This is a genomic window from Chryseobacterium cupriresistens, assembly GCF_046614675.1.
GTDB lineage: Bacteria > Bacteroidota > Bacteroidia > Flavobacteriales > Weeksellaceae > Chryseobacterium > Chryseobacterium cupriresistens.
This window is the reverse complement of sequence record NZ_JBKKJT010000004.1, coordinates 239,928-265,637: the sequence shown is the minus strand read 5'-3', so window position 1 is coordinate 265,637 and position 25,710 is coordinate 239,928. Positions and strand designations below refer to the sequence as shown.

At 36.3% G+C, this 25,710-nt stretch carries 32 protein-coding genes; 22 read left to right on the top strand and 10 right to left on the bottom strand.

All coding sequences use genetic code 11. From position 1 onward, the window contains the following. The first annotated feature begins 3 nt into the window (after positions 1-3). Positions 4-525, top strand: coding sequence for a hypothetical protein (locus ACLI50_RS13545; protein WP_411413998.1), 522 nt, complete (start codon positions 4-6; stop codon positions 523-525). Beyond that, positions 522-1,772, top strand: a complete 1,251-nt coding sequence (locus ACLI50_RS13540; protein ID WP_411413997.1) for a DGQHR domain-containing protein — start codon at positions 522-524, stop codon at positions 1,770-1,772. Before ACLI50_RS13545 ends, ACLI50_RS13540 begins: the two co-directional genes overlap by 4 nt. A gap of 68 nt (positions 1,773-1,840) precedes the next feature. Here the strand turns inward: ACLI50_RS13540 and ACLI50_RS13535 are convergent, their stop codons facing one another. The 3 genes from ACLI50_RS13535 to ACLI50_RS13525 all read right to left on the bottom strand — a co-directional run bounded on the left by ACLI50_RS13535 (position 1,841) and on the right by ACLI50_RS13525 (position 3,879). Continuing rightward, on the bottom strand, positions 1,841-2,062 hold the full coding sequence (locus ACLI50_RS13535; protein WP_411413996.1) for a hypothetical protein: 222 nt from the start codon (positions 2,060-2,062) through the stop codon (positions 1,841-1,843). After that, the gene (locus tag ACLI50_RS13530) at positions 2,055-3,209 is read right to left on the bottom strand and encodes a cysteine desulfurase family protein (protein ID WP_411413995.1); all 1,155 of its coding nucleotides are present in this window, start codon (positions 3,207-3,209) and stop codon (positions 2,055-2,057) included. Before ACLI50_RS13530 ends, ACLI50_RS13535 begins: the two co-directional genes overlap by 8 nt. A 262-nt stretch (positions 3,210-3,471) precedes the next feature. Then, positions 3,472-3,879: a helix-turn-helix domain-containing protein gene (locus ACLI50_RS13525; protein ID WP_411413994.1), complete on the bottom strand. Its 408-nt coding sequence runs from the start codon at positions 3,877-3,879 to the stop codon at positions 3,472-3,474. A gap of 296 nt (positions 3,880-4,175) precedes the next feature. On the opposite strand from ACLI50_RS13525, the gene ACLI50_RS13520 reads away from it, so the two are divergent. From ACLI50_RS13520 to ACLI50_RS13500, 5 genes are all read left to right on the top strand, one after another. After that, a complete protein-coding gene (locus ACLI50_RS13520; protein ID WP_411413993.1) occupies positions 4,176-4,673 on the top strand; it encodes a hypothetical protein in 498 nt (165 codons plus the stop codon). Between the two features lie 413 nt (positions 4,674-5,086). Next, positions 5,087-6,823, top strand: coding sequence for an McrB family protein (locus tag ACLI50_RS13515; RefSeq protein ID WP_411413992.1), 1,737 nt, complete (start codon positions 5,087-5,089; stop codon positions 6,821-6,823). Then, positions 6,823-8,289 carry a 5-methylcytosine restriction system specificity protein McrC gene (locus ACLI50_RS13510; RefSeq protein WP_411413991.1) on the top strand — a complete coding sequence of 489 codons (1,467 nt, stop codon included), beginning with the start codon at positions 6,823-6,825 and terminating at the stop codon, positions 8,287-8,289. The genes ACLI50_RS13515 and ACLI50_RS13510 overlap by 1 nt, the downstream gene beginning before the upstream one ends. A 506-nt stretch (positions 8,290-8,795) precedes the next feature. After that, positions 8,796-9,116 carry a GIY-YIG nuclease family protein gene (locus ACLI50_RS13505; protein WP_330747156.1) on the top strand — a complete coding sequence of 107 codons (321 nt, stop codon included), beginning with the start codon at positions 8,796-8,798 and terminating at the stop codon, positions 9,114-9,116. Positions 9,117-9,757: 641 nt separating this feature from the next. After that, entirely contained in the window at positions 9,758-10,900 is a 1,143-nt protein-coding gene (locus ACLI50_RS13500; RefSeq protein WP_411413990.1) for a 1-acyl-sn-glycerol-3-phosphate acyltransferase, read from the top strand. A 66-nt stretch (positions 10,901-10,966) separates the two neighbouring features. On the opposite strand, the gene ACLI50_RS13495 is transcribed toward ACLI50_RS13500, so the two are convergent. Beyond that, positions 10,967-12,010, bottom strand: coding sequence for an alpha/beta fold hydrolase (locus ACLI50_RS13495; RefSeq protein WP_411413989.1), 1,044 nt, complete (start codon positions 12,008-12,010; stop codon positions 10,967-10,969). 227 nt (positions 12,011-12,237) lie between these two features. Here ACLI50_RS13495 and ACLI50_RS13490 point away from each other — a divergent pair, with 227 nt between their 5' ends. From ACLI50_RS13490 to ACLI50_RS13480, 3 genes are read left to right on the top strand one after another with little or no spacing between them, the layout of a single operon-like run. Next, entirely contained in the window at positions 12,238-12,783 is a 546-nt protein-coding gene (locus ACLI50_RS13490) for a hypothetical protein (protein ID WP_202839088.1), read from the top strand. A 59-nt stretch (positions 12,784-12,842) separates the two neighbouring features. Continuing rightward, on the top strand, positions 12,843-13,451 hold the full coding sequence (locus tag ACLI50_RS13485; RefSeq protein ID WP_277695253.1) for a Crp/Fnr family transcriptional regulator: 609 nt from the start codon (positions 12,843-12,845) through the stop codon (positions 13,449-13,451). 31 nt (positions 13,452-13,482) lie between these two features. Next, a complete protein-coding gene (locus ACLI50_RS13480) occupies positions 13,483-14,379 on the top strand; it encodes a cyclase family protein (RefSeq protein ID WP_202839084.1) in 897 nt (298 codons plus the stop codon). 41 nt (positions 14,380-14,420) lie between these two features. Here ACLI50_RS13480 and ACLI50_RS13475 read toward each other — a convergent pair whose 3' ends face one another. The 3 genes from ACLI50_RS13475 to ACLI50_RS13465 form a co-directional block, all read right to left on the bottom strand. Next, on the bottom strand, positions 14,421-14,849 hold the full coding sequence (locus ACLI50_RS13475; protein ID WP_202839082.1) for a DUF3592 domain-containing protein: 429 nt from the start codon (positions 14,847-14,849) through the stop codon (positions 14,421-14,423). Between the two features lie 111 nt (positions 14,850-14,960). Next, the gene (locus ACLI50_RS13470; protein ID WP_202839080.1) at positions 14,961-16,448 is read right to left on the bottom strand and encodes a serine hydrolase domain-containing protein; all 1,488 of its coding nucleotides are present in this window, start codon (positions 16,446-16,448) and stop codon (positions 14,961-14,963) included. Between the two features lie 87 nt (positions 16,449-16,535). Further along, complete coding sequence (locus ACLI50_RS13465; RefSeq protein ID WP_411413988.1) at positions 16,536-17,108, bottom strand: helix-turn-helix domain-containing protein; 573 nt, start codon at positions 17,106-17,108, stop codon at positions 16,536-16,538. Positions 17,109-17,279: 171 nt separating this feature from the next. On the opposite strand from ACLI50_RS13465, the gene ACLI50_RS13460 reads away from it, so the two are divergent. After that, entirely contained in the window at positions 17,280-18,158 is an 879-nt protein-coding gene (locus ACLI50_RS13460) for a CPBP family glutamic-type intramembrane protease (RefSeq protein WP_411413987.1), read from the top strand. Positions 18,159-18,224: 66 nt separating this feature from the next. Here ACLI50_RS13460 and ACLI50_RS13455 read toward each other — a convergent pair whose 3' ends face one another. Then, positions 18,225-19,304: a hypothetical protein gene (locus tag ACLI50_RS13455; protein WP_202839074.1), complete on the bottom strand. Its 1,080-nt coding sequence runs from the start codon at positions 19,302-19,304 to the stop codon at positions 18,225-18,227. A gap of 415 nt (positions 19,305-19,719) precedes the next feature. Here ACLI50_RS13455 and ACLI50_RS13450 point away from each other — a divergent pair, with 415 nt between their 5' ends. The 11 genes from ACLI50_RS13450 (at position 19,720) to ACLI50_RS13400 (ending at position 24,269) form a co-directional block, all read left to right on the top strand. Then, positions 19,720-19,935, top strand: a complete 216-nt coding sequence (locus ACLI50_RS13450) for a RebB family R body protein (protein WP_034697211.1) — start codon at positions 19,720-19,722, stop codon at positions 19,933-19,935. A 17-nt stretch (positions 19,936-19,952) separates the two neighbouring features. After that, the gene (locus tag ACLI50_RS13445; RefSeq protein WP_227941898.1) at positions 19,953-20,468 is read left to right on the top strand and encodes a hypothetical protein; all 516 of its coding nucleotides are present in this window, start codon (positions 19,953-19,955) and stop codon (positions 20,466-20,468) included. Positions 20,469-20,506: 38 nt separating this feature from the next. Further along, positions 20,507-20,695 carry a hypothetical protein gene (locus ACLI50_RS13440; protein ID WP_202839070.1) on the top strand — a complete coding sequence of 63 codons (189 nt, stop codon included), beginning with the start codon at positions 20,507-20,509 and terminating at the stop codon, positions 20,693-20,695. After that, positions 20,692-21,519, top strand: coding sequence for a hypothetical protein (locus tag ACLI50_RS13435; protein ID WP_411413986.1), 828 nt, complete (start codon positions 20,692-20,694; stop codon positions 21,517-21,519). The genes ACLI50_RS13440 and ACLI50_RS13435 overlap by 4 nt, the downstream gene beginning before the upstream one ends. A 40-nt stretch (positions 21,520-21,559) precedes the next feature. Continuing rightward, positions 21,560-21,940 carry a hypothetical protein gene (locus ACLI50_RS13430; protein ID WP_110011406.1) on the top strand — a complete coding sequence of 127 codons (381 nt, stop codon included), beginning with the start codon at positions 21,560-21,562 and terminating at the stop codon, positions 21,938-21,940. 20 nt (positions 21,941-21,960) lie between these two features. Beyond that, positions 21,961-22,188 carry a hypothetical protein gene (locus ACLI50_RS13425; protein WP_411413985.1) on the top strand — a complete coding sequence of 76 codons (228 nt, stop codon included), beginning with the start codon at positions 21,961-21,963 and terminating at the stop codon, positions 22,186-22,188. Between the two features lie 462 nt (positions 22,189-22,650). Continuing rightward, positions 22,651-22,908, top strand: coding sequence for a RebB family R body protein (locus tag ACLI50_RS13420; RefSeq protein ID WP_110011409.1), 258 nt, complete (start codon positions 22,651-22,653; stop codon positions 22,906-22,908). A gap of 77 nt (positions 22,909-22,985) precedes the next feature. Beyond that, complete coding sequence (locus ACLI50_RS13415) at positions 22,986-23,243, top strand: RebB family R body protein (protein WP_034697223.1); 258 nt, start codon at positions 22,986-22,988, stop codon at positions 23,241-23,243. 77 nt (positions 23,244-23,320) lie between these two features. Further along, on the top strand, positions 23,321-23,578 hold the full coding sequence (locus ACLI50_RS13410) for a RebB family R body protein (RefSeq protein WP_034697225.1): 258 nt from the start codon (positions 23,321-23,323) through the stop codon (positions 23,576-23,578). Between the two features lie 85 nt (positions 23,579-23,663). Beyond that, positions 23,664-23,921: a RebB family R body protein gene (locus ACLI50_RS13405; RefSeq protein WP_034697227.1), complete on the top strand. Its 258-nt coding sequence runs from the start codon at positions 23,664-23,666 to the stop codon at positions 23,919-23,921. Between the two features lie 84 nt (positions 23,922-24,005). Beyond that, positions 24,006-24,269 (top strand): RebB family R body protein, encoded by a 264-nt coding sequence (locus ACLI50_RS13400; protein WP_034697228.1) that lies wholly within the window; start codon positions 24,006-24,008, stop codon positions 24,267-24,269. Between the two features lie 66 nt (positions 24,270-24,335). Here ACLI50_RS13400 and ACLI50_RS13395 read toward each other — a convergent pair whose 3' ends face one another. Next, positions 24,336-25,016: a response regulator transcription factor gene (locus ACLI50_RS13395; RefSeq protein WP_411413984.1), complete on the bottom strand. Its 681-nt coding sequence runs from the start codon at positions 25,014-25,016 to the stop codon at positions 24,336-24,338. A gap of 9 nt (positions 25,017-25,025) precedes the next feature. Continuing rightward, positions 25,026-25,595 carry a sensor histidine kinase gene (locus ACLI50_RS13390; protein WP_411413983.1) on the bottom strand — a complete coding sequence of 190 codons (570 nt, stop codon included), beginning with the start codon at positions 25,593-25,595 and terminating at the stop codon, positions 25,026-25,028. Between the last annotated feature and the right edge of the window lie 115 nt (positions 25,596-25,710).

Genomic DNA, 25,710 nt, shown 5'->3' with positions numbered 1-25,710 from the left:
ATTATGCATGATATTTCTTGGAAGGCAAAACGCAATAGAAGACAAGAAATAAAAGAACATATCCGAAAGTTTCTTTTATACCCTGAGTTTTGGAATGATCCTAGTAAGCAAATTGGAATTGAAATAAAATGGGAAAGGATTCTATTTGAAGATGGAAACTCATCATTAGTTCCAAATAAGAAGGGAGTATATTGTTTTGTTGTAGAACCTCCAATAGTAAATTTTTTGTTTGAGACAAGGTACCTTTTCTACATTGGTAAAGCTTCATCAGCAACATTAAGAGCAAGGTATAAGAATTATATAGATGAAAAGAACAATAAGGGAATTGGAGATCAAAAGCCAAGAATAAAGGTTCAAGAGATGTTAAATGATTATTATGGTCATATACATTTTTTTTATGCAGAGTTAAATGCAACCCATGTCAAAGATGTTGAGGAAAAACTTCTTAACATTTATATGCCATATGTTAACACATCTATTCCTGAACTTAAAATTTCCGAAGAATATAAACATATTTATTCATGAGTTTAAAAAAGAAAACTAATAAATCTATTTCTCTTCCTTGCTTAAAAGGTCAAATGGGAGATTGGTATTATTATGTAACTCTCTTAAAATTTAAAGAGATTGCTAATAGAGTTATGTTGCCTAAAGAAATTGATACTTATTATGCAAATAAAGAAGATCTAAAATTAGGTGATTGGATACAAAGAGATTTAGAAAAAAGTAGAACCCAGAAAATTGTTGATTACCTTAGAAAGCAACCACAACATTTTTTCAATAGTTTGATATTGGGAATATATGAAGGAAATCCTTCTTGGCAGGACATTAGTATAAAACCTAGTCAAGAATATGAAAACCTTAATGAAACTGATTTAGAATATTTATCTAGAACTTTCGGTATATTAAATTTAGAAGGTACCGAAGATATATTTGCTATTGATGGTCAGCACAGGGCAATATCAATTAGAGAAGCTGTAAAACAGGAGAAAAAATTAGGAGAAGAAGAAATAGCTGTTATTTTTGTTGCACATAAGACAACTAATGAAGGCAAAGTACGTACAAGAAGGTTATTTTCGACCCTAAATAAGTATGCAAAGCCAGTAAGTCAAAGTGAAATAATAGCATTAAGTGAAGATAACAATTGTGCTATCATTACTAGAGAGTTAGTTGATAATTTCCAGATATTAAAAGATAAAATATTAACCATTAAAAACCGTTCAATCAACCCTGATAATTCGACACATTTTACTAACATTTTGGTTCTTTATGATATTGTAGAATGTTTAACCACAGACAAAGCGATTGTCGGAATCAAAGGAAATGGACATAATAAAAATTTATTTACTACAAATAGATTTTCAGAAGAAGAAATCAAAAAAGATACTCTAAAAGTAAAGAAAATAATATCTGAAGTAATAGAAAATATAGCTGATTTAAAACATTTTTTTGACGGTAATCCAATCAATAGAAAATTAAAAAAGACTAGTTTGTTATTTAGACCTATTGGACAAAGTATCTTTTTTGATACTTTAAAAATCGCAATAGATAAATCAAAGAAGAAAGAATTTTTTGACTACTTTTCAAAAAATGATTTTAATTTGAATAATAAGATTTGGAAACAGATTTTTTGGGATGAAGAAACAGAAACAATTCTTACAGAAAAATCTCGGCAACGATTTGCTACCATATTACTTCTAGAATATTTAGGTATTGATGTTAAAAAAACAAAAAAAGATATAGAAATAGCAACTAATTTTAATATTAAGTTGTAATAGTCACAACCTGATTTGACAGTTTGTTTCGAAAAATAATTGTCAGTTATCCAATATTATCCTTACTTCTAAAAGTAAGGATTTTTTGTTTTTCTACAAGAATTTCCAATAGCTTCTCTTTCACTATTGTCACTGTACAAGAACGTTTGAATAGATGTTTTATCATAACAATACAAACCAGTTTTTGTCTTGAAAATATCAGGATACTGTTTAATTACATTTTCAACATCCCCCTCATTAGGACTAAAATATAAAAGTTTAAAAAGGTCTTCTGTAGAAATATCAGGCATAGTTTGAAGTTTTTAGTTGGTAGATAATTTCCTTAACTTTTTTAATAGTGTAAAGAATTTCATCTTCAGTATTATATTTACTTAGGCTGAATCTTATACTTGAAAAAGCGTCTTTATTACTTAATCCCATTGCTCTAAGGACGTGTGAAGGTTCTATTAACTCTGAATGGCAAGCTGAGCCGTTTGAAACACAAATATTGTTTAACATTTTGATGAGAATGTCAGCTTCAATATCCGGAAAGGAAATATTCAAAATATTATAGACTCTATTCTCTTTATCACCATTAATAAATGCCCCTTCAATAACCAATAATTCATTTTCTAATAAATCTCGTAACTTTTTTATTGAAGATTTATTCTTTTCTATTTCATTTAAACAGATCTCGCAGCTTTTACCCAACCCTATGATACCTGGGACATTTAATGTACCGCTTCTTCTTCCTTTTTCTTGTCCACCTCCATGGATTAGAGGTTGAAAGTTAAAAGCTTTAGAATTATGATAATATCCTCCAATCCCTTTTGGTCCATGAAACTTATGGCCTGAAAAAACAAGATAATCCACATCAATATCTTGTACATCAATTGAGATTTTCCCAACAGCTTGCGTAGCATCCGTCATCATTAAAGCTCCAAACTCACGAGCGATTTCTGTTACCTCTTTCACAGGTTGTATTACTCCTGTCTCATTATTAACTAGCATTACGGAAACCAAAAGTGTTTTCTCTGAAATTACTTTTCTTAATTCACATAAGTCTATTAATCCCGATTCCAAAACAGGCATATAAATTACATCAACACCTATTTCCTCCAAATATTTGCAAGTATCAAGTACTGCAGAATGTTCTGTTGTAACTGTGATTATTTGTGATCGTTTAGTTCTATTAGAAGCAACTAAGCCTTTAAAAATAGTATTAATTGCTTCTGTTGCTCCAGAAGTAAAAATAATTTCTTTTGGTTCAGCATTAAATAATTTAGCGACATTTTGCCTCGCAATTATAATATTTTTGTTAGTTTCAATTCCTAGCGCATGAGAACTTGAAGAATTACCATAAAATTCAGACATGAAAGGAATCATCTCCTTTATAACTTTATCATCAACTCTTGTGGTGGAAGCATTATCTAAGTATATGTATGATGTATTTATCAATTTTATTTTTTTAGTAAAGTATCAAATTTAATGAATTAACTTCGATCGTAAAACTATTTGTGCTAATTAAAGTTAGCATACAAAAATAACTGTATTTACAAGATATGTTTTACGCTTTCCCGTAACTGTAAATTAGAATTTTACTGTTTTATTTTTAAAGTTTAATATAATAATTCCATTAAATAGTAAAAAATCTGAGGTTTACTTAAACAAAGAAAAGGTTCAGCAGATTCTGAACCTTTTTTTATAATATTTAAACAAATCATCCCTTCTCAATCAGCCTCTCCAATCTCACCATCATCTCATCCTTCTCTTTCAGCATTCTTTCATAAAGTTCCATCTTTTCTGCATGTAATTTCTTTATCTCATCAATTGGACTAAAATTGAAGATTGAATTTGGGTTTCCAACACAAGCGTTATCCCCAAACGTATTAGAAATAATATTCACCGCCTGCTCCTCATCAAAATTCTGAAACGCTTCCACCGGAATTTTCAATACTTCAGAAATTCTTTTCAGTAAAGGGTCTTCAATAATTTCTTTCTGTTCCAGCAGAGAAACTTTCTTCTGGTTCCAGTCGTCTCCAAGGTCAAAAGCCAATGCTTCCTGCTTGATGCCCAGCATTTCTCTGAATCGTTTTACATTGCGTCCCTGATGTATTGTATGTTCCATGATAAATCAACATTTATGAGGTTTAAATATAGAAAAATATTTATAAAAACTCGCCTTAAAAAACAGCTTAATTACAATCTCTGTTCTTCATCCTGATACTGTGAAACGGTCTTTCTCTCCTATTTCGCTATTTCCGTTTTTATGCCCGCTTTTTTTCATCAAAAAGTTAGAAAAAACAAACGCTGTTATCTGGTTTTCACTTTCTGACGAACATGCGTTAAAAATCTTACAATCCCCTGTTTTTCTATGCCTGGCACTCGCTATATTTGATCCTACAAACCAAAAAACACAATATTATGGCACTAGACAATTTAATCAGTTTAAGTTTTACCACTGAAGAACTAACCAAACTTGATCAGGCATTGCAAACTATCGATACGGTCTTATCAGGAAAAACCATCAATCTTACTCCCGAGGAAAGACAACAATACGGAAGTATTGCGGAACAGAACAAACTCTTCGTCAATAAAGCCAAAATCTACATGGAGCAATATCCCCAATATGTTCCCAACTTTTTAGATAAAGTGGAATTCGATAAGGATTATCTGGGAAGAGAACAGGTAGAACAACGCCTGCAAATCATGAGCTCATTAACAGAACAGCTGTCTGATACTAAAGTTTTGCTGGATCACGATAATTACCACAATGCCATCACCTTCTATAGAAACATGAAATTCCTTTCAGGAGAAAATGTTCCGGGAACGAATACCATTTATGAAGATATGAAGCAGTTTTTCATAACCACAACCCCTTCTACCCCTCCGGTAACTCCCTCTGATGACGTAAAGAACTAACAGCAATTGGTTATACAAATATCAACAGGCGGTTCTAAAGTTCAAACGCCCATTTCTACAAGTGTATGTACCCCCTTACCCAAGGGGGTATTATCATTTAAAAACTGCCTGCAGGTTATTAATGAAGTGTCTTCAGCTTATTCTGAAATGCCTGGAGACACTTAACCAACTTGTTGCCGTTATTTCAGGACCGGCTGTTGATATATGGACAACCTGTTGCAAGGGCTTATCTATCCGGTGGTAGATATTTAAAAAGTAACTGTGGACACTTGTATAAGTGATTATTGTATACAATTACGTTTTCCCGTAAGTAGAAGTTGCAGATTTTCGTTATACTTGTAATGAAAATACAAACTAAAACCATTACAAAGATGGGCTATAACTAATCTTTGTGAATAAATGGAAAATAAACTATGAGTTATTGGCACATACAAATGAATCAACCTTGGGGAAGAGATGGAGGCAGCATTGATTCAAAATTACTTTTACAAGAAAAATACCCAGTAATTGGTACAGGAGATTGGAACCACATTCAATGCCGCTATTTCACTAATGAAAACAATGACGGAATACAAAAAAACGATATTATATTGGTGAGAGAGGGATCACTACCCATCGCATTATGCTTAATTGAGAGCAATTGTTTTACAGATCCGGAACTGGAGCAAAAGTACCATCACCACTATTTTAGGAAAGTTAAAATAATAGAATTCTTTTCGGAGAAAAGTAAGAAAATTTTAAATGACTGCTTGCAAAAATATGGAACAAAATATATTCAGGCATCTGGAACTTTAACCTATTGCCAGAATGAAAATGCTACAAATAGTTTTATCAAAGAATGGCATAGCTTAACAATAAAAGAAAAAAAAATGAACAATTACATAGATCTACTTACCTATAAAAAACAAATCATTCTACAAGGTCCTCCGGGAACCGGAAAAACCAGACAGGCAAAGGAACTAGCCATTCAACTACTGGGATTATCTTCAACAGAAGAATTAAAAGACAATCCACAATTTAAAATTATCCAGTTTCACCCAAGTTATACCTATGAAGATTTTGTAAGAGGTATTGTCGCCAAACCTAATCCAGCTGGTCAAGGAATTCTTTATATAGCCGAAAACAAAACACTAGGGGAATTTGCAAGAGAGGCAACGGAGAACTATAATGATTCTAAAAAAGCTCCAGAAGAAATTTCTAAAGAAAATTGGATACAAAAAAACTATGAAAATTTTAAAGAGACTCTGGAAAAGGAATTAGAAGAGAGGGGAGAAATAATTATAAAGGATGATACAAAACCAAAAATTATTTCCATAGAAGAAAATGCAATTAGAGTAAATCGTTATAGCAATGAAAATGATTCTATTTTAATTAAAGACAGCGACATTATAGAAGGCTATAAAGGGCTTTATTTATCTTCCCCTGTTATCAAAATTAGAGAAAACTCTATTTTATCGAAATCTGCAAGAAGTGGAATGTATTATTTATATCAAAATTTGATAGAAAATTTCAAAAATTATCTTAATGAGAACAATATCTCCTTCATAAAAAATACAAATGATCAAAAGCAAGAACTAAAACCATATGTTCTAGTAATTGACGAAATTAACCGAGCTAATCTTTCTTCAGTACTAGGAGAACTTATTTATGCCTTAGAATATCGAGGGAAAGCTGTAGAATCCATGTATGATGTAGATGGAAATGATTTGATACTGCCTTCTAATTTATATATCATCGGCACCATGAACACCGCAGATCGCAGTGTAGGACATATCGACTATGCAATCCGAAGACGTTTTGCTTTTATTGATGTGTTACCTGAACCTCTGGAGGATGACGAGCACATTCATTTTAATAATGAAGGGTTCAAAAAAGTTTCGGAGCTATTCAAAAATGGAAATGTAAGTGGTGAATTTGAGGCTAAGGATGTTCAGTTAGGACACAGTTATTTTATTGCCAAAAATGAAGATATACAGGATGGGCAGACAAAAGAGGAAATTTTCAGAATGAAAATGAATTATGAAGTGGTTCCTATTCTTCTGGAGTATGTGAAAGATGGTGTTCTTATCGGAACCTTCGAGGATAAGAATGACAACAATAAAGAATATAACATCAAAGACTATATCAATACCTTGAAAATAAATAATTAATGGGAATTTTACTTTCGGAACATAAAAGTTTTCTGATCAAACGGGTTACTGCTGAAGAGTCTTTTACCAATATAGCAGATGAACTGCTGCATCTTGATGACGACTCTTTTCAGCTGTTTGCGGCTTTGGAAAGTAAAAAGTTCAACCATCAGTCTTATTCTTTTTCGGTGGTAAAAAGAGAAAATCATTGTGAGATTAAGGCAGATTATTTTGTAGGTATTGACTGGCTGGGAAATACCGGCAGAACCATTTATGTAGAACCCAAGATTAATGTGGGGTTGTCGCAGTACTTCCGGAACTGCCTCAATGAAGAAGAAAATTCTCTTCCTCTCCCTGAAACATATGATAGCAAGGAAAAGATAGAGACTAAAGAAGTCAATTATCTTAAAATTCTTTTGGATATCATGGCTTTACCACAAACTGCACACTATTCAAAAGATGTTATCCAAATAGATTGGGATGCAAAATATATTGAAATAGATCAAAAAGATGATCGATTGACCCCTTTTCTTATTATACAGTTTTTGCAGCATTTGAAAATAATTGTAAGAAAAGGATTGAAAAAGGCATATTATAAAGTCCAGGAAAATCTTAATAGTAGAGTAAAGGGCAAAGTATTAATAGGTCCACATATAAAGAAGAATGTTTTTAAAAATAAACCCACGTCTGCTTTTTGTGAATTTCAGGTTTTTGGTGAAGATTATTTTGAAAACAGGTTTCTAAAAAAAGTATTGGTGTTTGCAACCAGCTATATCGAGAACAATCCTTCACTATTTTCTTCCAATATAGAATCTGTTCAACATATTTTAAATTATTGCAGGCCGGCATTTGAACATATCAGTACCGATGTTGATGAACATCAATTAAAACACGGCAAAAAAAATCCGTTCTTCAATGAATATGGAGAGGCTTTACGAATAGGGAAATTTATTCTGAAACGGTTCTCGTATACGATTACGAAAACGACGCAGAAAAAAATAAAGACACCTCCCTTCTGGATTGATATGCCCAGACTGTTTGAACTTTATTTTTATTATCAATTGATCAAAGCTAATCCTGAAGATGCTCATCATATTCATTATCAATTCAAAACCTACGGAAATCATCTGGATTTTCTGATCAGTAAACCGGGCTATGAAATGGTCATTGATACTAAGTATAAATTAAAATATACTAAAAGTCATATCCACAAAGACATCCGCCAGGTTTCAGGGTACTCCCGTTTAAAGAAGGTTATCAACGAAATGAAAAGTAAAAATAAGGATTGGAAAGAAGATCAGATATTGGATTGCCTGATTATTTACCCTCATCTTCAACAGCCTGATAGTGAGAATTCTAATAATCCTCCCTCATTACTGCATAATTTTTCAATTGAAAACATAAAAAGACAGTTTGATAATACTGATAATCAAATCACTGCTTATCATAAAATTTTTAAACTGGGAATAAATTTGCCTGTAAGCTAATAAGGATACTTAGTGGCAATGAAGGTTTAAAATAATGTGTCTATAATATTTAGATTCCTGGAATGACACGGTCGGTGCTTATTTGCGCGTGTATAGTCTCTGACAATAGGTGATGACAATATAAGGTCGAGATTCCTGCGGTATGACTAGCTGAGCGCTTATTGGTGTTTGTACGTATGCATAGTTATTTGCTTCAGACATACTACAACCTATTCGCTTAGCCTATTCACAGCGTTTGTCATTCCGGAGGAATCCAGGCACAAAAAGCTTGTGATAATGAAGAAGGATAAAATAAGAGTCGAGATTCCTACGGAATGACAAGGTGTGTGCTTCTGTGTGCGTGCATAGTCTCTTGTTTACTCTATACATATAAACCATTCACTTAGACTATCCACACCGTTGGGCATTCCGATTTCTATGACAAAAGGTGGAATAAAAACAATTAAATCCAATTGAAAAAACAGTGGTATTATATTTTTTGTAACTTTTGTAAAACAAATACACAAATGACTGCATTTTCAAAAGGAAGATATACCTACTATATCTATATTCTTACCAATAAAAACCGAAGAGTACTTTATACAGGCGTTACAGGCAACCTGCACAGGAGATTGTATCAACACAAAACGAAGCTCAATCCACGTAGTTTCACTGCAAGATATAATCTTGAATTTCTCATTTATTATGAAAAATATAATTGGATTCATCATGCCATTCAAAGAGAAAAGGAAATTAAAGACTGGTCAAGAATTAAGAAACTTGAATTGATAAGGAGCACAAATCCTAATTTAGAATTTTTGAATTATTTGTTTGAGAATTGGCTTTGATACGAACTGTTCATATGAATTACCAATTGGATATCGTCAGATTAATAAAGTAAACAGTTCGTAGAGAATATTTTAATTCGGAGGGTAAAATAAGAGCTTAGATTCCTACGGAATGACAAAGTGGGTACTTATTGGTGTGTGTACATGTGCATAGTTACTTGCTTCAGATATAATACAAACTGCTCGCTTAGCCTATCCACACCGTTGGTCATTCCGTAGGAATCCAGGCACAGAAAGCTTTCTGATGATAAATGAGGATAAGAAAAGAGCCGAGATTCCTACGGAATGACAAGGTCGGCGATTATGTATGGGTGCATAGCCACTTATTTCCTCCATACATAATACATAATACATAATACATAATACATAATACAAACTATTCGCTCAGACTATCCACAACATTTGTCATTCCGCAGGAATCTCAATATAACACCTCTAAGTTTAGGCGAAAGCCAAAGGGATGTTTTCTTATCAAAATGGGCTAAAGCCCATTTCTATTGAATTTCTGCTACAAACTAAGATAGAAGAGTGCTGCCGAGCCCAAACTCCTACGCCCTTCATAATACTTTAACACCCTTTATACCCTCTCCCCCGATAAATTTTCGTTCTTTTGCAAAAAGTTTTAATTTTTACCTAACCGCATGTCTAAGTTTGATGAAATCCGGTATTTCTATGATCAGGAAGTGAATGAGAGATTACAGAGCATCGCCCGTGATCCCATGATGAAAGCCTTTATGAATTTTACTTTTCCTGATACAGATGAGCAGGTTTGGCTGGAACAGTTTAAGAATGTTCATTCCATCAGTGATTTTCAGCATCAGTTTGTGGCCTTTGCCGTTCGCCAGATCCTTGCAAAAAGTTCTGACGGTTTAACGACTTCTGGATTTGATAAGCTGGATAAAAACACCTCTTACCTTTTCATCTCGAACCACAGGGATATCGTTCTGGATACTTCGCTGCTTAATCTGGTATTGCTGGAAGGGGGTTATGTAATGACAGCTTCTGCCATTGGTGATAATCTTGTACGTAAGAATTTCTTAAATGTACTGGCCAAGTTGAACCGTAACTTTCTGGTACAAAGAGGACTGCCGCTTCGTGAACAGTTGACAAGTTCACAGACGATGTCTGAGTATATTAAAGAGCTGCTCCTTCAGGAAAACCGCTCTGTATGGATTGCCCAGCGTGAAGGCCGTACCAAAAATGGTAACGATTCTACCCAGCAAGGGGTTTTGAAAATGCTTGCCATGGCAGCCGGAGATCAATGTATTACAGATTATTTTAAAACATTAAAGATTGTTCCTATCTCTATCTCCTATGAGTATGATCCTACAGATTCCTTAAAAATGCCTCAGCTGCTTGCACAGCACAGGGATGAGGAATACATTAAAGGGAAAAATGAAGATTTCACCAACATTATCAGCGGAATTCTGGGTCAAAAAAAACGTATTCACCTTCATGCCGGTGATGTTCTGAATAAAGAACTGGATGAAATTGCAGCGGCCATTGACAACAAAAATAAACAGCTGCAGGCCATTGCACAGGTAATTGACCGTTCTATCATCAGTAATTATAAGCTTTGGCCAACCAAGTACATCGCTTACGATCTGCTTCATAACACGAATACATATGCTTCCGAATATACGGAACAGGAAAAACAGTTGTTTGTCCGCAGACTTGAAATGCGCATAGATCCTTCAGATCCTGTTTCCAGAGAGTATTTCTTAGCAATGTATGCCAATCCTTTGGTGAATAAACTGAAGGTTGAAGAAGAATCTAAAAACTAGTTGAGGATAAAATAAATAAAAACCACTGTTATTGAGCAGTGGTTTTATTTTTAGTCTTTCAGATTTTTATTTGGATTTCGACATGTAATCTACTTCTATGATCGCATCTGCAAATGCTTTTGGAGCTTCCTGTGGCAAATTGTGACCAATTCCGCCCGTTAAAGTATGATGTGCATATTTACCTGTATATTTTGAAGCATAACTTTCCGGTGCGGGAAATGCTGCTCCGTTGGCATCACCTTCCATAGTAACCGTTGGAACCGAAATGGACGGAGATTTTGCCAGCCTGGCTTCAAGCGCATCGTATTGTTTTTCTCCTTTTGCTAATCCCAGACGCCAGCGGTAATTGTGGATCACGATATCTACATGATCAGGATTATCGAATGCTTTGGCAGAACGCTCGTAGGTCTGGTCATCAAAAGCCCATTTGGGTGAAGCCGTTTTCCAGATCAGTTTATTAAAGGCTAAAGTATTGGCTTTATACCCCTTATACCCTCTTTGCGTTGAAAAATAATACTGATACCACCATAACAGCTCAGCATTCGGAGGCAAAGGTTTTTCATTGGCCTTTGGACTTCCAATCAAATAGCCGCTTACCGCTACCAATCCGGTGCATCGTTCAGGCCACAGTGCAGCCATGATATCTGCGGTTCTTGCACCCCAGTCGAAACCGCCAATGATGGCCTTATCTATTTTCAGGGCATCCATAAAAGCAATGATATCCAATGCAACAGCACTCTGCTGACCGTTGCGTTTTGTATTGGGAGAAACAAAGGTCGTTGTACCGTAACCTCTTAAATAAGGGACCAGAACACGGTAGCCTTTTTCAGCAAGGATCGCGGAAGATTGTTCAAAACTATGGATATCATAAGGCCATCCATGAAGAAGGATAACCGGTTTTCCATTGGCCGGGCCCATTTCTGCATACCCAACGTTCAAAAGCCCGGCTCTTATTTGCTTTGTATTCTGAAAAGCGGATCTGATGCTTTCCGCATCCTTTTCACCCGTGGTATAAGTCTGTGCTTTCAGAGGCAATAATCCTATTCCCATAAAAATAATCAGGGACAAAACGGATTGTATTTTTTTACTGAAGTTTAATGTAGTATTCATAATCGTGATGTTTTGTAATGGTAAAATTATGGCAAAGCAATGCCGGAAGTAAGTGCAAATACGTTAAGCAGGCCATATTAAACGGTGAATCCTGAATTTCGGGCGGTAAACCGGACAGGAGAAAAAACAATAGCGCTATATATTATGATGTTAATAGACAAAAACATTATTCATCACTATAATTTTTTTCTAAAAGCACTATCTTCGTATCTGAAAAAATTGACAAAATGAAGAAATTCCTATTGCTGGCTTCGGCTGTATTCGTTCTCCATTCATGTGTGGTAAGAACAGCTACTAAAGTGGTTTCCGGAGCGGTAAATTTAAGTTACAAAGCGGTAAAGGGAACCGTTAACGGAATCAGCTGGGCAGTGAGCAAAGCAAAGGGAAAAATTGATGAAGACCGTCTGGATGGTACCTGGAAAGTAGTGGGCGTTTACCGTGGTTCTTTTGAAGATTTTTCAAAAGATCAGAATCCTGACGGATCATTTACTTCAGAATGTACGGAAGGTTTTGATCAGATTGTTTTCAAGGCTAAGAAATCTAAATTCAAGCCCGTACATTGCAGCACACAGGATGAAGATTGGGTAAAATATTCAATGGAATTCGGAAAAAATCCTTCAACGAAGGAAAAGGAGAATTATATCGAATACAATTCCAATAGCTATATTTCCGTTATCGATGTAACCAATAAAACAATGGTTCTGGAAGGCAATCTTATGCCTAAACAGGGATTTTCCGGTGGTAAGTTATATCTTCTTGAAAAAGTAAAATAGAACTAAGGGCTGCATTTTTGCAGCTGCAGTTTCTGTTCACTGTTTAAACCTTCAAAACGATGCATAATCTTACTCCTTTCTTCGAAACAGCACTATATCCTTTGTTTGATCTTACCGATGAGGAGAAAGAAATGATCCTTGCCGAAGCAAAAGTATGGCATCTGGAAAGCAACAGTTATGTCATACGGGAAAACTCAACGGCAGACAGCCTTTTTTTTCTTCAAAAAGGAGTTATCAGAAGTTTTTATATAAAAGACCATAGAGAGATCAACACTGAATTTTTCTTTGAACACGATTTTTTTACAGCACTGACAAGCTATCTGACCGGCGAAAAAACATCTCTTAATTTTCAATGTCTGGAAGCTTCAGAAATTATTATTCTTCCCAAAAAACTGACAGACAAGCTTTTAAAAGATCCGAAATGGCATCAGTTCATGAATCAAATCCTTACGAAAGAGTTTATTAAAAAATGCCGCCGTGAAAGCTCTTTCCTGCTTCAGGATTCTTATGAACGGTATCTTTATTTTCTTGAACAGTTTCCGCATTCTGAAACCAGAATTCCTCTTTTCCATATTGCTTCTTATCTGGGGATGAGTCCTGAAACCTTAAGCAGGATCCGAAGTAAAAAAATAAAGCAAATTGATTTAAGTCAAGTAAACAGAATCTGATTTTCTTCACTTTTGTCTAAATATTTTAATAATGGACAAAAGGGTACAATTTGATTTTGAAGTGTATTTTACCAATGGGGGAAGCCTTAAAGGGGAAGAATTCAGACTTGACATTGCAGGAGATCATATTACAGACCAGGAACTGATTGATTATATTATTGATGATCTCCGGCTTCTTATGGCTGGTAAAGTCAATATCCTGAATAAGCAGGTCATTAACGAACCCCATAAAAGAAAGACTGTACAACAAAAACCTCCTGTGGAACGGCTGATCGATCTGAGCCACACGATTGAAGAAGGACTTATTACTTATAAAGGGCTTCCCGCTCCTCACATCTGTGATTATCTCAGCAGAACGGAATCTCAGAAATTGTATGAGGAAGGAACTTCGTTTCAAATTGGTAAGATTGAAATGGTTACGAATACAGGAACTTATATCGACTGTCCTTTCCACAGGTTTGAAAACGGAAAAGACACCGCTGAAATGGAACTGGAAAAACTGGCTGAATTAGAGGCGGTAGTAATCCGGATTCCTTATACGGAAACATTGGAGATTACAGATCAATATCTCAGAAACCGGGAAATCAGAAATAAAGCGGTACTTATCCATACGGGATGGGATAGCCACTGGAATACGGAGACGTATTATGAAAATCATCCTTACCTTACGCAAAGCGCGGCAGAATATCTTAAAGACTGCCAGGTAAAACTTGTAGGGATTGACTCTCATAATATTGATAACACAAAAGGCAAAAACCGTCCCGTACACACCATTCTTCTGGGCGATGAAATAGTAATTGCGGAGCATCTTTGTCGTTTGGAACAGCTTCCTGATGAAGGTTTTACCTTTACGGCTGCCCCTCCAAAATTCAAAGGAGCCGGAACTTTTCCGGTAAGGGCCTTTGCTTCAGTACAACAAAACTTATAAAGAGTTTCCTTGAAAACAGCTCAAGAAATTGATAATGAAGATTATTTTAAAAACCGTTCTGCAATAAAATACCCGCTTCCCACCACCAGTAGTGGCAGTGCTATTGAAATCAGGATTAAAGGCCAGGCAAAAATTCTGAAATAGGTATATAAACTTACTGAGGAAGGATCCTCAGGATCGTAGATCACAGTCTCTGTTTCTCCAATGGCCCAGGCCGAGGGATTGGTTCCTTCCGCCAGTTCAAAAGTATGTTCCATATTATTTTGGGACCGGAAGGTAAAGACCGGACTGAATACGGTTCCCTCTGATTCATATTCCCTTAATGAGGTAACGGTTGCCGTTGCCTTTTCTGCTTTTTTTAAGAATGAAAGAGTATTTTTAAAGCTCATTAATGCTGCTGCAAACAGAATGATTCCTGCTGCAAGGATGATATAATATTGCCACATAGCTTTCGTTTTTTTTCTGTCCATACTATTTCATCCTGAAAACATATATTTTGATTATCTTTCTTGTTTTCAGATTGATACCCCGAAGATACAAAGATTTATCACATCATTATTTAACCCTTAAAAAACAATCTGTTATCTGGTTTCTATATCTACAATTTGCTTTCCTTCATTACCCAGATAATGAAGAACCAACTTCTCATATACTTTATAACCGTCATCAATATTGGTAAAAATTATAATTCCCTTCCCTGAGCCGGGTATGATGATGGCAATACATTGTGTTCCCTGATCAGCTCCGCCGTGGGATAAGGCATAATCACCGTTTCCAAGGTCGTATATCTCAAACCCCAGTCCAAAATATTTTTGATCTTTTACTTTGACCTGTTTTTTGATCATTTCCTGAAAAACATCCGGTTTCAGATTTTTCTTATTCATGACACTGACCATAAAGTTGCCGTAATCTTCAACCGTAGTATAAAGATCATCAGCCGCATTGGCCGTTTTGTTTTTTTCGGTTGGATAAGGTTTACCATCTTTATCATATCCTATAGCCAATCTTGATTCGTCGGTATTCTGATCCCAGATATAATGGGTATCATTCATCCCGAATGGCTGAAAAACAAGTTCTTTTGCCAGCTGATCCAGTGATTTTCCAAGCTTTTTTTCCAGTGCTTTCCGAAGGTATTCAAAACCTTCTCCTGAGTATTGGTATTTTGTACCGGGATCAAACTGAAAGTTCAGTTTCTTATCTGCATTCATCCATCTCCAGTTCGGAAAACCTGTCTGATGGCTCAGGATCATTCTTGTGGTTAATTTTTGATACCTTGAATCGTTGGCAATATCTGGATCTGTCCAATAGGCATCAAGAGGTTCATCAAGCTTCCATTTCCCAAGACTTACCAATCGTAATGCAACCATTGCCGTAACAGGTTTTGTAAGTGATGCGACATTAAACAAGGCATTATCAGGTGCTGCAATCCCTTTCCTGATCTCACCGAAAACTTTCACCTGCTGCAACTTTCCTCCTTCTATAATTCCTAATCCCAGGGCAGGAATATTATTTTCTTTCAGCCAGCTTTGCATGGAATGATCGTTATCAAACATCGTTTCACTATCGGTAGTCTGCTTCGGATGATGATTAAAACTCAATGAATTTTTAAGCTTCCACTCACCATTTTCCAGTATCCATAAATGGGTAAATTTTGCTTCCCCAACCAGTTTTTCAGCATGATTTACTATCTTCTCATAAAAAAGGTGGTCTCCATTCTGAATGGCAGCGTAGATCTTTCCGTCTTTATACATGGGATAAATTTCTGTGCTTTTATTAATAAGCACTCTTCTTATCTGGTAGGTCTCCGGGGATTTACATAATCCGTTTTTAAAATCAATGATAAATTTTTCCCTGTCCTCAAAACCTCCTTTGTCATGATAAAATTCAAACTTTTCGCTCAACAGATTTTCCATCTGCTTGATGTTGCAGGTATTGTAGCCTACAGAAAAAAACAGGCTGTCTTTCGACATAATGGTTTTATACAGAGAATCTGTTTTCTCTGTTTGTGCCTGCGTGACACTCATGAACAGCATAAAAAAAGGAAGGGTGAACCTTGAAGACTTTGTCATTGTTATTTTTTTGACAAAGATTCGATTTCCTTTTGTTTTTCTGCTAAAAATGAACCCGACAAAAACCCGACAAAGTCCTGACAGGTTTTATATCATACTGAATTTCAGTCTGAAATAGAGTTTTTTATTCTTATCTATCTCAGCTGCATTCCGAAGGATAATAAATACATTGGAGAGAACAATGAGGATCATCAGGATCAGGGTAAACTGCTTTCCGAACTTTAAAAAGATGCCGAGCATAAAGGTAATAGGTGCCATCACTGTCCAGATCATCTGAACGGAAATAATCTGTCTGGCCAGACTGTTTCTCTGCTTCATACTATGCATGAGAATAAGCGGTACAAAAATATTGAGTGGCGGTAAAAGAGTAAATATTAACGAGGAAAGATTAATGATTTTAATGTATGAATAATTGATTGGAGCTTCCCCTTCTTTTACTTCTATTTCAACCTTATCTGTTTCTGAAATTATTTGTGGTTGATCCTGTTGCAATTCAACCTCTTCTATTCCTAAAGCCTGAGCCAGTGATTTTAACGTATGTCCTTTAGGTTCTGTTCCCGATTCTATACGTTGAATGGTTCTTACAGAAATTTTTGATTGTTCTGACAGCTCTTCCTGGGTCAGGTTCTTTTGTTCTCTTATGGCTTTTAGCTTGGACATCGTTTAGGTATTCGGAAAATATTTTAGCTAATTTACTGTTTTCATTATTAAAATCTTTTCTTACATCCGCTGATGTTTAAATTATTATTAATATAAAAAATAAGTGTATTTTTATTTAAAAATAACTTTCTATTTTTCAGTCATTTATAAACTTTAGCACCAGATCAGTTTATGGAAAATACAATATCCAAATCCGAAGTCAGGAAGAATATTGCCACTTATCTCATTCTTACCCTGCTTTTCTGTCTTCCTGTTTATTATATGTGTATCAGCACCGGAAAACTTGGCGGCGGAATAATCTCTTATGCAACCATTGTCATGTGGTGTCCCGCTATTGCTGCATTTCTTACCTGCCGTATCCGAAATATCCCCATTTCTTCCCTGGGATGGAAGTGGGAACCAACAAAATACCAGATAATGGCCTATTGTATTCCCGTTCTTTATAGTTTGGTACCTTACCTCATCATCTGGATCAGTGGTGCCGGCGGCTTTTATAATCATGAATTTGTAGCGGAAATTGGCAAAGGAATGGGCTGGAACCTTCCAGATGGTCTCACGATCATTCTGTATGTTATTCTGATGAGCAGTTTTGGCATGGTACGTTCAGTAGGCTCTGCACTGGGAGAAGAGATAGGCTGGCGTGGTCTTCTGACGCCTCAATTGGCCAAGATCAATTCCTATACCGCTACTTCTCTTTGGATGGGTGTGATTTGGTCGATCTACCATTATCCTCTTCTGCTTTTCTCCAATTATAATACAGGCGGCCCCAAATGGCTGGCTCTTTCGTGTTTTACGGTGATGATACTTGCCGCTTGTTTCATCTCTACATGGTTAAGATTAAAATCCGGAAGTTTATGGACAGGGGTTATTTTGCATGCCAGTCATAACCTTTTTATACAGTCTATTTTTACTCCTCTAACTGTAGATACGGGAAACACCAACTATTATATTGATGAGTTTGGTATTGCGCTGCCCATTGCAACAGCTGTTGTGGCTTATTTCTTCTGGAGGAAGAGAAAAGAACTGGTGGATCGTCCACTTTCAGCATAATCTGTTTATTAAAAAGACAGCCTTTTATTGAAAGGGCTGTCTTTTAATATATTAATTCTGAAAAATCTATTCCGGATTAATTACTTCAATAAGGCGTATTCTGCTGAGCAAACTTTGAAATATTTCCTGAGTATCTCTGCTCTCACCTAACGAAATACTTAATCCTTCCCCTTCCTTATCTTCATTTTTAAGACCTATTCTGCCTGCTTTTTGTCCTTCACTATTACTTATTTCTTCAACCAATATTCCGTTGTCTTCAAACCATGATTTAATTTTTGCTACCGCTGAATTAGTATTCTTTGATGTTCTTTGTAAAACTAACTGCTCCGGATTTCCTAAGAATCCTTTAGCGTTCTTATTCAATACAAACTGTACGAGAAATTTAAACTGATGCCTGTCAGGTCTCGCATACCATCTGGCCTGGCTGTATCCGCCCAAATGATGACGAACGGGTATCTCATTCGGTATATTATCGTTGTCAAATACCTTTGTATTCATTATTTCATGATTGAAAGTAAGATCAGTTTTTATATTTCCGCCCTCTGCCCTATATTTTTCTGCCCATTCACTTATTCCTTTAAACTCTGTTTCTCCCATTGTTCTGTAGAATTTCATCGTCTGGAGATCAGGAGTGCCTTGTGTTTCATTTCTCAATAAATCAAGTCTTTGCCTCATAAATTCTTTACTTTTACTTCCCTTATCCCATCTCCTTTCATGAAATTTTTTGATAAAAAACAATTGCTGCAGATCCCGATATACGGAAGCTGTAACGACCTTGGCATTCATAATGATATTAACTTCATATCTCTCCTTTTCACTGACATCCCCGTACTTTTCCTTTCTTTCTTTTTCATATTTGTCACTTTCCCATTGATCATGGTTGAATTTATAGTCTCCTTCAGATAGATAATCTGCATTATAAATATCAAGTACCAGAATGATATCTTTTATATCTCCTCCCATCAGTTCCAGGGTTTCCAGCATCTTTCTTTCGCTTTCCCTGTTTCCGATGAAATAGGTATTGAAAACTTCTCTCACAGTCATTATTTTTATCTGTCCGTTTTTCAGCCTGACTCCTATCTTAGCTTTGTTATTTGTTCCTTTTGCACTGAAAAACAAATTGTTGTATTTTCCTATAATGCTCATAATAGTTTTTATTTAAGGTTATTTATTTGATTTCTGGAGTTTACACCAATATTAATAACACAAATTTCCGCGGAAACATTCTGACTCGTTAAAGGGGAAAAACCCATTTTCAGAAATTCAGGGTTTACCCGTATTCCCAGACGATGTATTTGTTTATTTAACTATGTAAACGCTTAACTATAATAAAGACTCTTGATTAAAAATTCACCCATAAGAGAATTCCCTTATTTTTTAAAATTCCGTTTTTTCCCTTAATGAAGATTTATTCTGATTGCTGAAATTTGTATCAGACAAAGAGATCAACAATCTCATAGTGAAGACTTAATCAAAAAAGAATATAAAGATTGAGTGAAATGAAAGTCTTTGAAAAAGATATTTGAAATTAAAAACAATAGTAACCCATTAAACCCAGAATATGGCAGAAACAGTAAACACCCAGACTACAGATGCAGTAACGCAGACTAACGTTACGGTACTTGGTGAGTCTCCCGCACAGGCTATGAGTATGCTTTACCAGATGGCCACCCATGCCAGTGGAATTTCCATTCAGAATTCTGTGACAAACCAGCAGAACTTGAACCAGCTCAACCCTGCGATTGTTGCAGATGCCATTAAAATTTTAAAAGGATAATTTAAAACCTTACCATCATGAGTGAAAACAACAGTGAAACCCAACAATCCCAGGCGGCCAATGCTACCACTCCGGCGGAGAAAGCTGTAGTATTTGTGAACAGTGAGGTACTGGCTCCGCCTAAAGCTTCTCCAATGACCGGAGTAACCAAAGTAATGATAGAACAGTCTACAGGAATGATGGTTCAGGATTTACAGTCTTTTTTAAAAGGATTTGAGCAGGTAGGTCTTATTGCATTGAGCAGACTGGCCAATAATCTACTGACCTATGGAACCACTTTCGGGCCGGCGCCGGGGAGTAAAGAAACCTCTGTTCAAATGGCTGAAAATATTCAGGGCCAGGATGCAGGAAAAGGAAATGAAATGATGAAAGACTTATTCAAAATGGTAAGTGATTATGCTGAAGTAAAGGCTAAAATTTCCAATACAATTTATAATGTCAACGCGCTTCCAGTCTCAGAAGCACTTCCTTCTCCCCCATCCTATACGGAAGTTTCCTCTGAAGATGAAGATCCCGAAAAAAAAAACGGGTAGATCCGGTTCCGGAAGAGACCTCTTCAGAAAAAGAAAGTATGAGAAGAAGCTTTATCACGGCTGATCATGGGGGAAAATTAGTATTAAAGTCGGTTAAACTGACACAGCCACTTGTAAAACCGGAGATCAAAGAAGCGGTAATTCCTTCGGTCGAAACTGAAGGTGATCCCAAGAAAAAAACAATAATAGCCCAGCTCATTGAAAAAATTAAAATAAATAAAAGATGAATTATTCCTCAGTAACCAAACCCGCCAAAATTTTAAATCTGGAAAGCTTAGATGATTTAAATGAAAGACTTTATCTGCTCAAAAGCAATGAAATCAGTTATCTGGACACCAAAAGTTCAGAACCTAAAAAGACGGAGCACAATTCGGAACGATTTGTATTTAATCTTCAGACATCAGACATTAATATTCAGCCGTCTTTACGACTGGTTAACTGCATCGGCAGAGGAGGCAAAAGGTACAACCATTTTCAGTCTTTTGTAGTGGAACCTAAAGATAAATCGACAGGAATTGCCGTGATCATGGTCAAGCTGGATGATCCAAAGGTATTTTACTGCAATATAAGAATCCTGCCTCTTACCACCCTGAACGAAATTGCAGTTCCTGATTATGATTCAAAACTTCTCACGATCAATCTTGAAAGATCAAAATGGATACTGAAATCAGATATTACGATTACTCCATCTAATACGGGTGAAGCTCAGTATTCCGTACATGACGTGGATGTAAGTGCCATTTCCGATCTGGTTACCCAGGATGAGATGGTTGCCTTAAAAAGAGAACTGGAATTTCAGGCCTCCAAGCTCATCGCCCATTATTTTCAGGAAATCCTGAGTATCATAGTAAATGAAGTTCCATCCGGTAGTAAATCTCTGATTATTCCGGATGATTATATCCTGACCCTTCCTCCGCATCAGTTAAAAGAAATGCTGACTGCCAGCGCTATCTCTGCATGTATTGCTTTAGAAATTACAGGTTACAACGTTGTAAAAGACCTCAACCGGGATTGGAAATCTGCGTCTGCATTTATTAACTATCTGCTGTAACAAGACATTTTCATTTTTACAATAGTATAAAACAATAAGTATGCGTAAAAGAATCCGCAAGAAAGCTCCTGCTCCCCAACCTCCGGTACCTGTAACGGAACCTGAAATGGTAGAAAAAGAAATCATGCCTTTTGTTTTAAGACATGAAGATGAAATTATCAGCTATATCAGGGACAAAGCTGTCAAAGAGACCATGAAGTCTCTTGCTCCTCTCCTGGAAAAACTGGAAGAAGCTGTAAAACAGCATGAAGCAGCTCCTGCTCCTGTTGCTGCTCCACCACCTGAAACCCCTGTCATGAATTATGAAGAACAGCTGAAAAAGCTGCAGGAAGCCTCTACAGCAAAGGTAAAAGAGAAAGAACTTAAAATAATGGAGCGGATGAATAAGCTGAATACAAGATTGGGTAATATCAAACCTTAGAACCACCAAAACGAATTAATATGAACGAAATTGATACAATCATTACCGGAATGTCTACCGCAGTACCTCAGGCTATTTCCGCACAGGTAAGCGCACATTCCACCGGACAGATGCAAATCAATTCTGCATTGAATCAGCAACGGAATGCTATGACCGGGATCAGCCATTATGTGATGGGATTAAAAAAAATGAGTTTCAAAAATATAAAAATAAAGGAATTGGAGTCATTTAGAAAACAGCGTTTCTAATTCCTATTCCACACAACTACGGATGCGGTTTATTTCTCTGCAAAGATGAAATCCGGTGCCCTCAGCATATATACAATCAGGTCAACATTTATTTTTGCACCGCCTTTCAGATGCTGTCAATGTACAAAAACAATCATTCAGAATCCATCGTTAGCCCAAAGGAATCCGACATTGACGGCATACCTGCAGCAGGAATTTATTTTTAAGACAGATATTAAAAATAAGACCGCATCCTTTTTAGAAAAAATATGCTTTAAACTCGCGCAGATTTTACAGACAGGGGTTTCAGCCATTGTATTCAGAGCCACCCTTCAGAGCCAATTTATTCATAACCTGTCTATACCAATGTTTTTGAAACGCATTGATCTGCAGGATCTGTGGTGAGTTTAAAACCCAGATATAAACTAGTTTACTTCAATAATTTATTAACCGAGATCCGATCTCAAAAAAACAATTACAATTATGCCAGTTAATGAACAAATCACAGACGCAGTAACACAATCGAACGTAAAAGTAGTAGGAGAATCTCCTGCAATGGCGCTAGCCAACGTGTATCAATCTGCAGCCCATTCTACAGGAATCATGTTTGAAAATGCGGTAAACACGCAAAATCAGCAGAATATTTTAGGCCAGGCGGCAACCACTCAGGGAATCCTGCAGATCTATAGCCTGGACACTGTAGCAGACGCAGTTTCTATGGCTAAGATTCTTAAGCCTTAATTTTTAAACTTTTTGATAAAAGTAATCACCTCAGCCGGAAAGCCCGGTTGTTTTTAACCCAATAAATCATCATCATTATGCCAGTTAATGAACAAATCACAGACGCGGTAACGCAATCCAACGTAAAAGTAGTGGCAGAGTCTCCTGCCATGGCGTTAAGTAATGTGTATCAATCTGCTGCACATTCTACAGGAATTATGTTTGAAAACGCAACGAACGCTCAAAATCAGCATAATATTGTTACCCAGGCAGCCACTACGCAGGGGGTAACTCAAATCTACAGTAAAGATACCATCGCTGATGCTCTTTCTATTGCTAAAATTCTTAAACCTTAATCAGATTTTGCCTACCGCAAAATAAATTAACCCGCCGGAAAACCCGGTAATTTTAACCCAAATAAACAATAATCATCATGCCAGTAAACGAAAAAATCACAGACGCAGTAACGCAATCCAACGTAAAAGTAGTAGCAGAATCTCCTGCAATGGCTCTAAGCAACGTGTATCAGTCAGCTGCACATTCTACAGGAATCATGTTTGAAAATGCAATCAACACTCAAAACCAGCAGAATATTGTTACCCAGGCAGCCACTACACAGGGAGTAACTCAAATTTACAGTCTGGATACGATAGCCGATGCGGTTTCTATTGCTAAAATCCTTACTCCGTAATCACTTTTTACGAAACTATTATAATCAATTATCCGAACAGCCGGAAACTCCGGTTATTTTTTAACCTCAATAAACAATAATCATTATGCCAGTAAACGAACAAATCACAGACGCGGTAACGCAATCCAACGTAAAAGTAGTAGCAGAATCTCCTGCAATGGCGATGGCCAACGTATATCAATCAGCAGCACATTCTACGGGAATTCTTTTTGAAAATGCAGTGAATACCCAGAACCAGCAAAACATTGTTACTCAGGCGGCGACTACACAGGGTATTGCACAGATCTACAGCCTGGATACTGTGGCAGATGCAGTTTCAATCGCTAAAATCCTTAATCCTTAATTTGTTTTTGCGAATAGCTTAAATACCATTATCCGAACAACCGGGAATTCCGGTTGTTTTTAACCCAAATAAACAATAATCATTATGCCAGTAAACGAACAAATCACAGACGCGGTAACGCAATCCAACGTAAAAGTAGTAGGAGAATCTCCTGCAATGGCACTAGCCAACGTGTATCAATCTGCAGCCCATTCTACAGGAATTATGTTTGAAAATGCAGTGAATGCACAAAACCAGCAGAACATCTTAGGTCAGGCAGCCACTACACAGGGTGTTATCCAGATCTACAGCCTGGATACAGTGGCAGATGCCGTTTCTATTGCTAAAATATTACATCCTAAATTATAGTGTTTTTTTAGATTTCTTGTGATCAGGGAGTACTTTGAAGTGCTCCCTGATTCTTTTTGTATAAGACTATTTATCGAACAATATAATTTCATCCGGATCTATTACCTTATTCTGTACGGCATAAATAACAAGTCCGGCCATATTTTTCACGCCTGTTTTGATCATGAGATTGGTCTTGTGGGTTTCTACTGTTTTGGGTGAAATAAACAGAGAATCTGCAATTTCTTTGGTGCTCAGCTGTTGGCAGACCAGTCTTAACACATCAACTTCCCTCTCTGTGAGTTCATTTCTGGAAAACGCGTGAAACTCCGGAAGTTTATTGGAAAGCTGGGTTCTCATCACATCGATCTGATCATTGGAAAAATAATGTCCTGTATGATAAACCGCCTTTATAACTGATAATAATTCCTCCAGTTCAATTTCTTTAGGCAAAAAAGCATGCGCGCCCAGCTTCAGCATCTGCCCCATGAATGAGCGGCGGTAGAAGCTGGTAAGAACAATGATTTTTGTTTCACTTTCTTTTTGAGCCAGTTCGGCCATTACTTCAAGACCGTCACCGTTGCTCATTCTCAGATCCAGAATCAGGATATCTAAAGAAACAGAATCCTTTTCTTGAAGAAACTGATATCCTCCTGTTGAGGTAAGTACGACCTGATAGTCACCATTGTTTTCAATATAATTTTTCAAAAGCTGTACAAACAGCAGATCATCATCTACAATTCCGATTTTAATTTTTGAGTGTTCCATGTTTATTTTTTATTGTAATGCCATACAAGCAATGAATTTTGTTCCTTTTTCAGGCTGGGTTTTAAGTTTATAGATGGCTTTAATTTTTTGAGCTCTGGACTGAATATTCTTCAGCCCGATCCCTCCTGACTGGTTTTCAATAGCGAACCCACGGCCGTTATCCTCTATGGTTAATATTAAATAGTTCAGAGAGATTCTCAGTGAGACATCTACTCTGGTAGCTTCAGCATGTTTTAAAATATTGGTGATCAGTTCCTGAATAATTCTGAAAAGATTAAGTTTTACGGGATTACTGATCGGTGTCCTTATTGTCATATGACGGAAAATAACCTCTATATTTTTATTGATCTGATCAAGATAATCTGCAATTAAATCTTCCAGTTCTATCTCATCGAGATCAGGCGGCGTAAGATTATGAGATAACTCCCGTATCAGCTGCATTGATTTTTTTAAATCACGATTAAGATCTTCCGGTTTTTTATCATTGAGATTCAAACGGATAAGATTCAACTGTGAAATAATATTATCATGAAGTTCTTCCGCCAGCCTTTCTCTGTCCTGTTCCTGTAACAGCAGCATATTTTCCCGATATTCTTTTTGGGTGTTCCGGACCAGCTTTGAGACTTTCTGTTTATTTTTCTTTATACTTTTCAAGTAATTAATTACCAATAATGTAATGAATAATGTTGTTAAA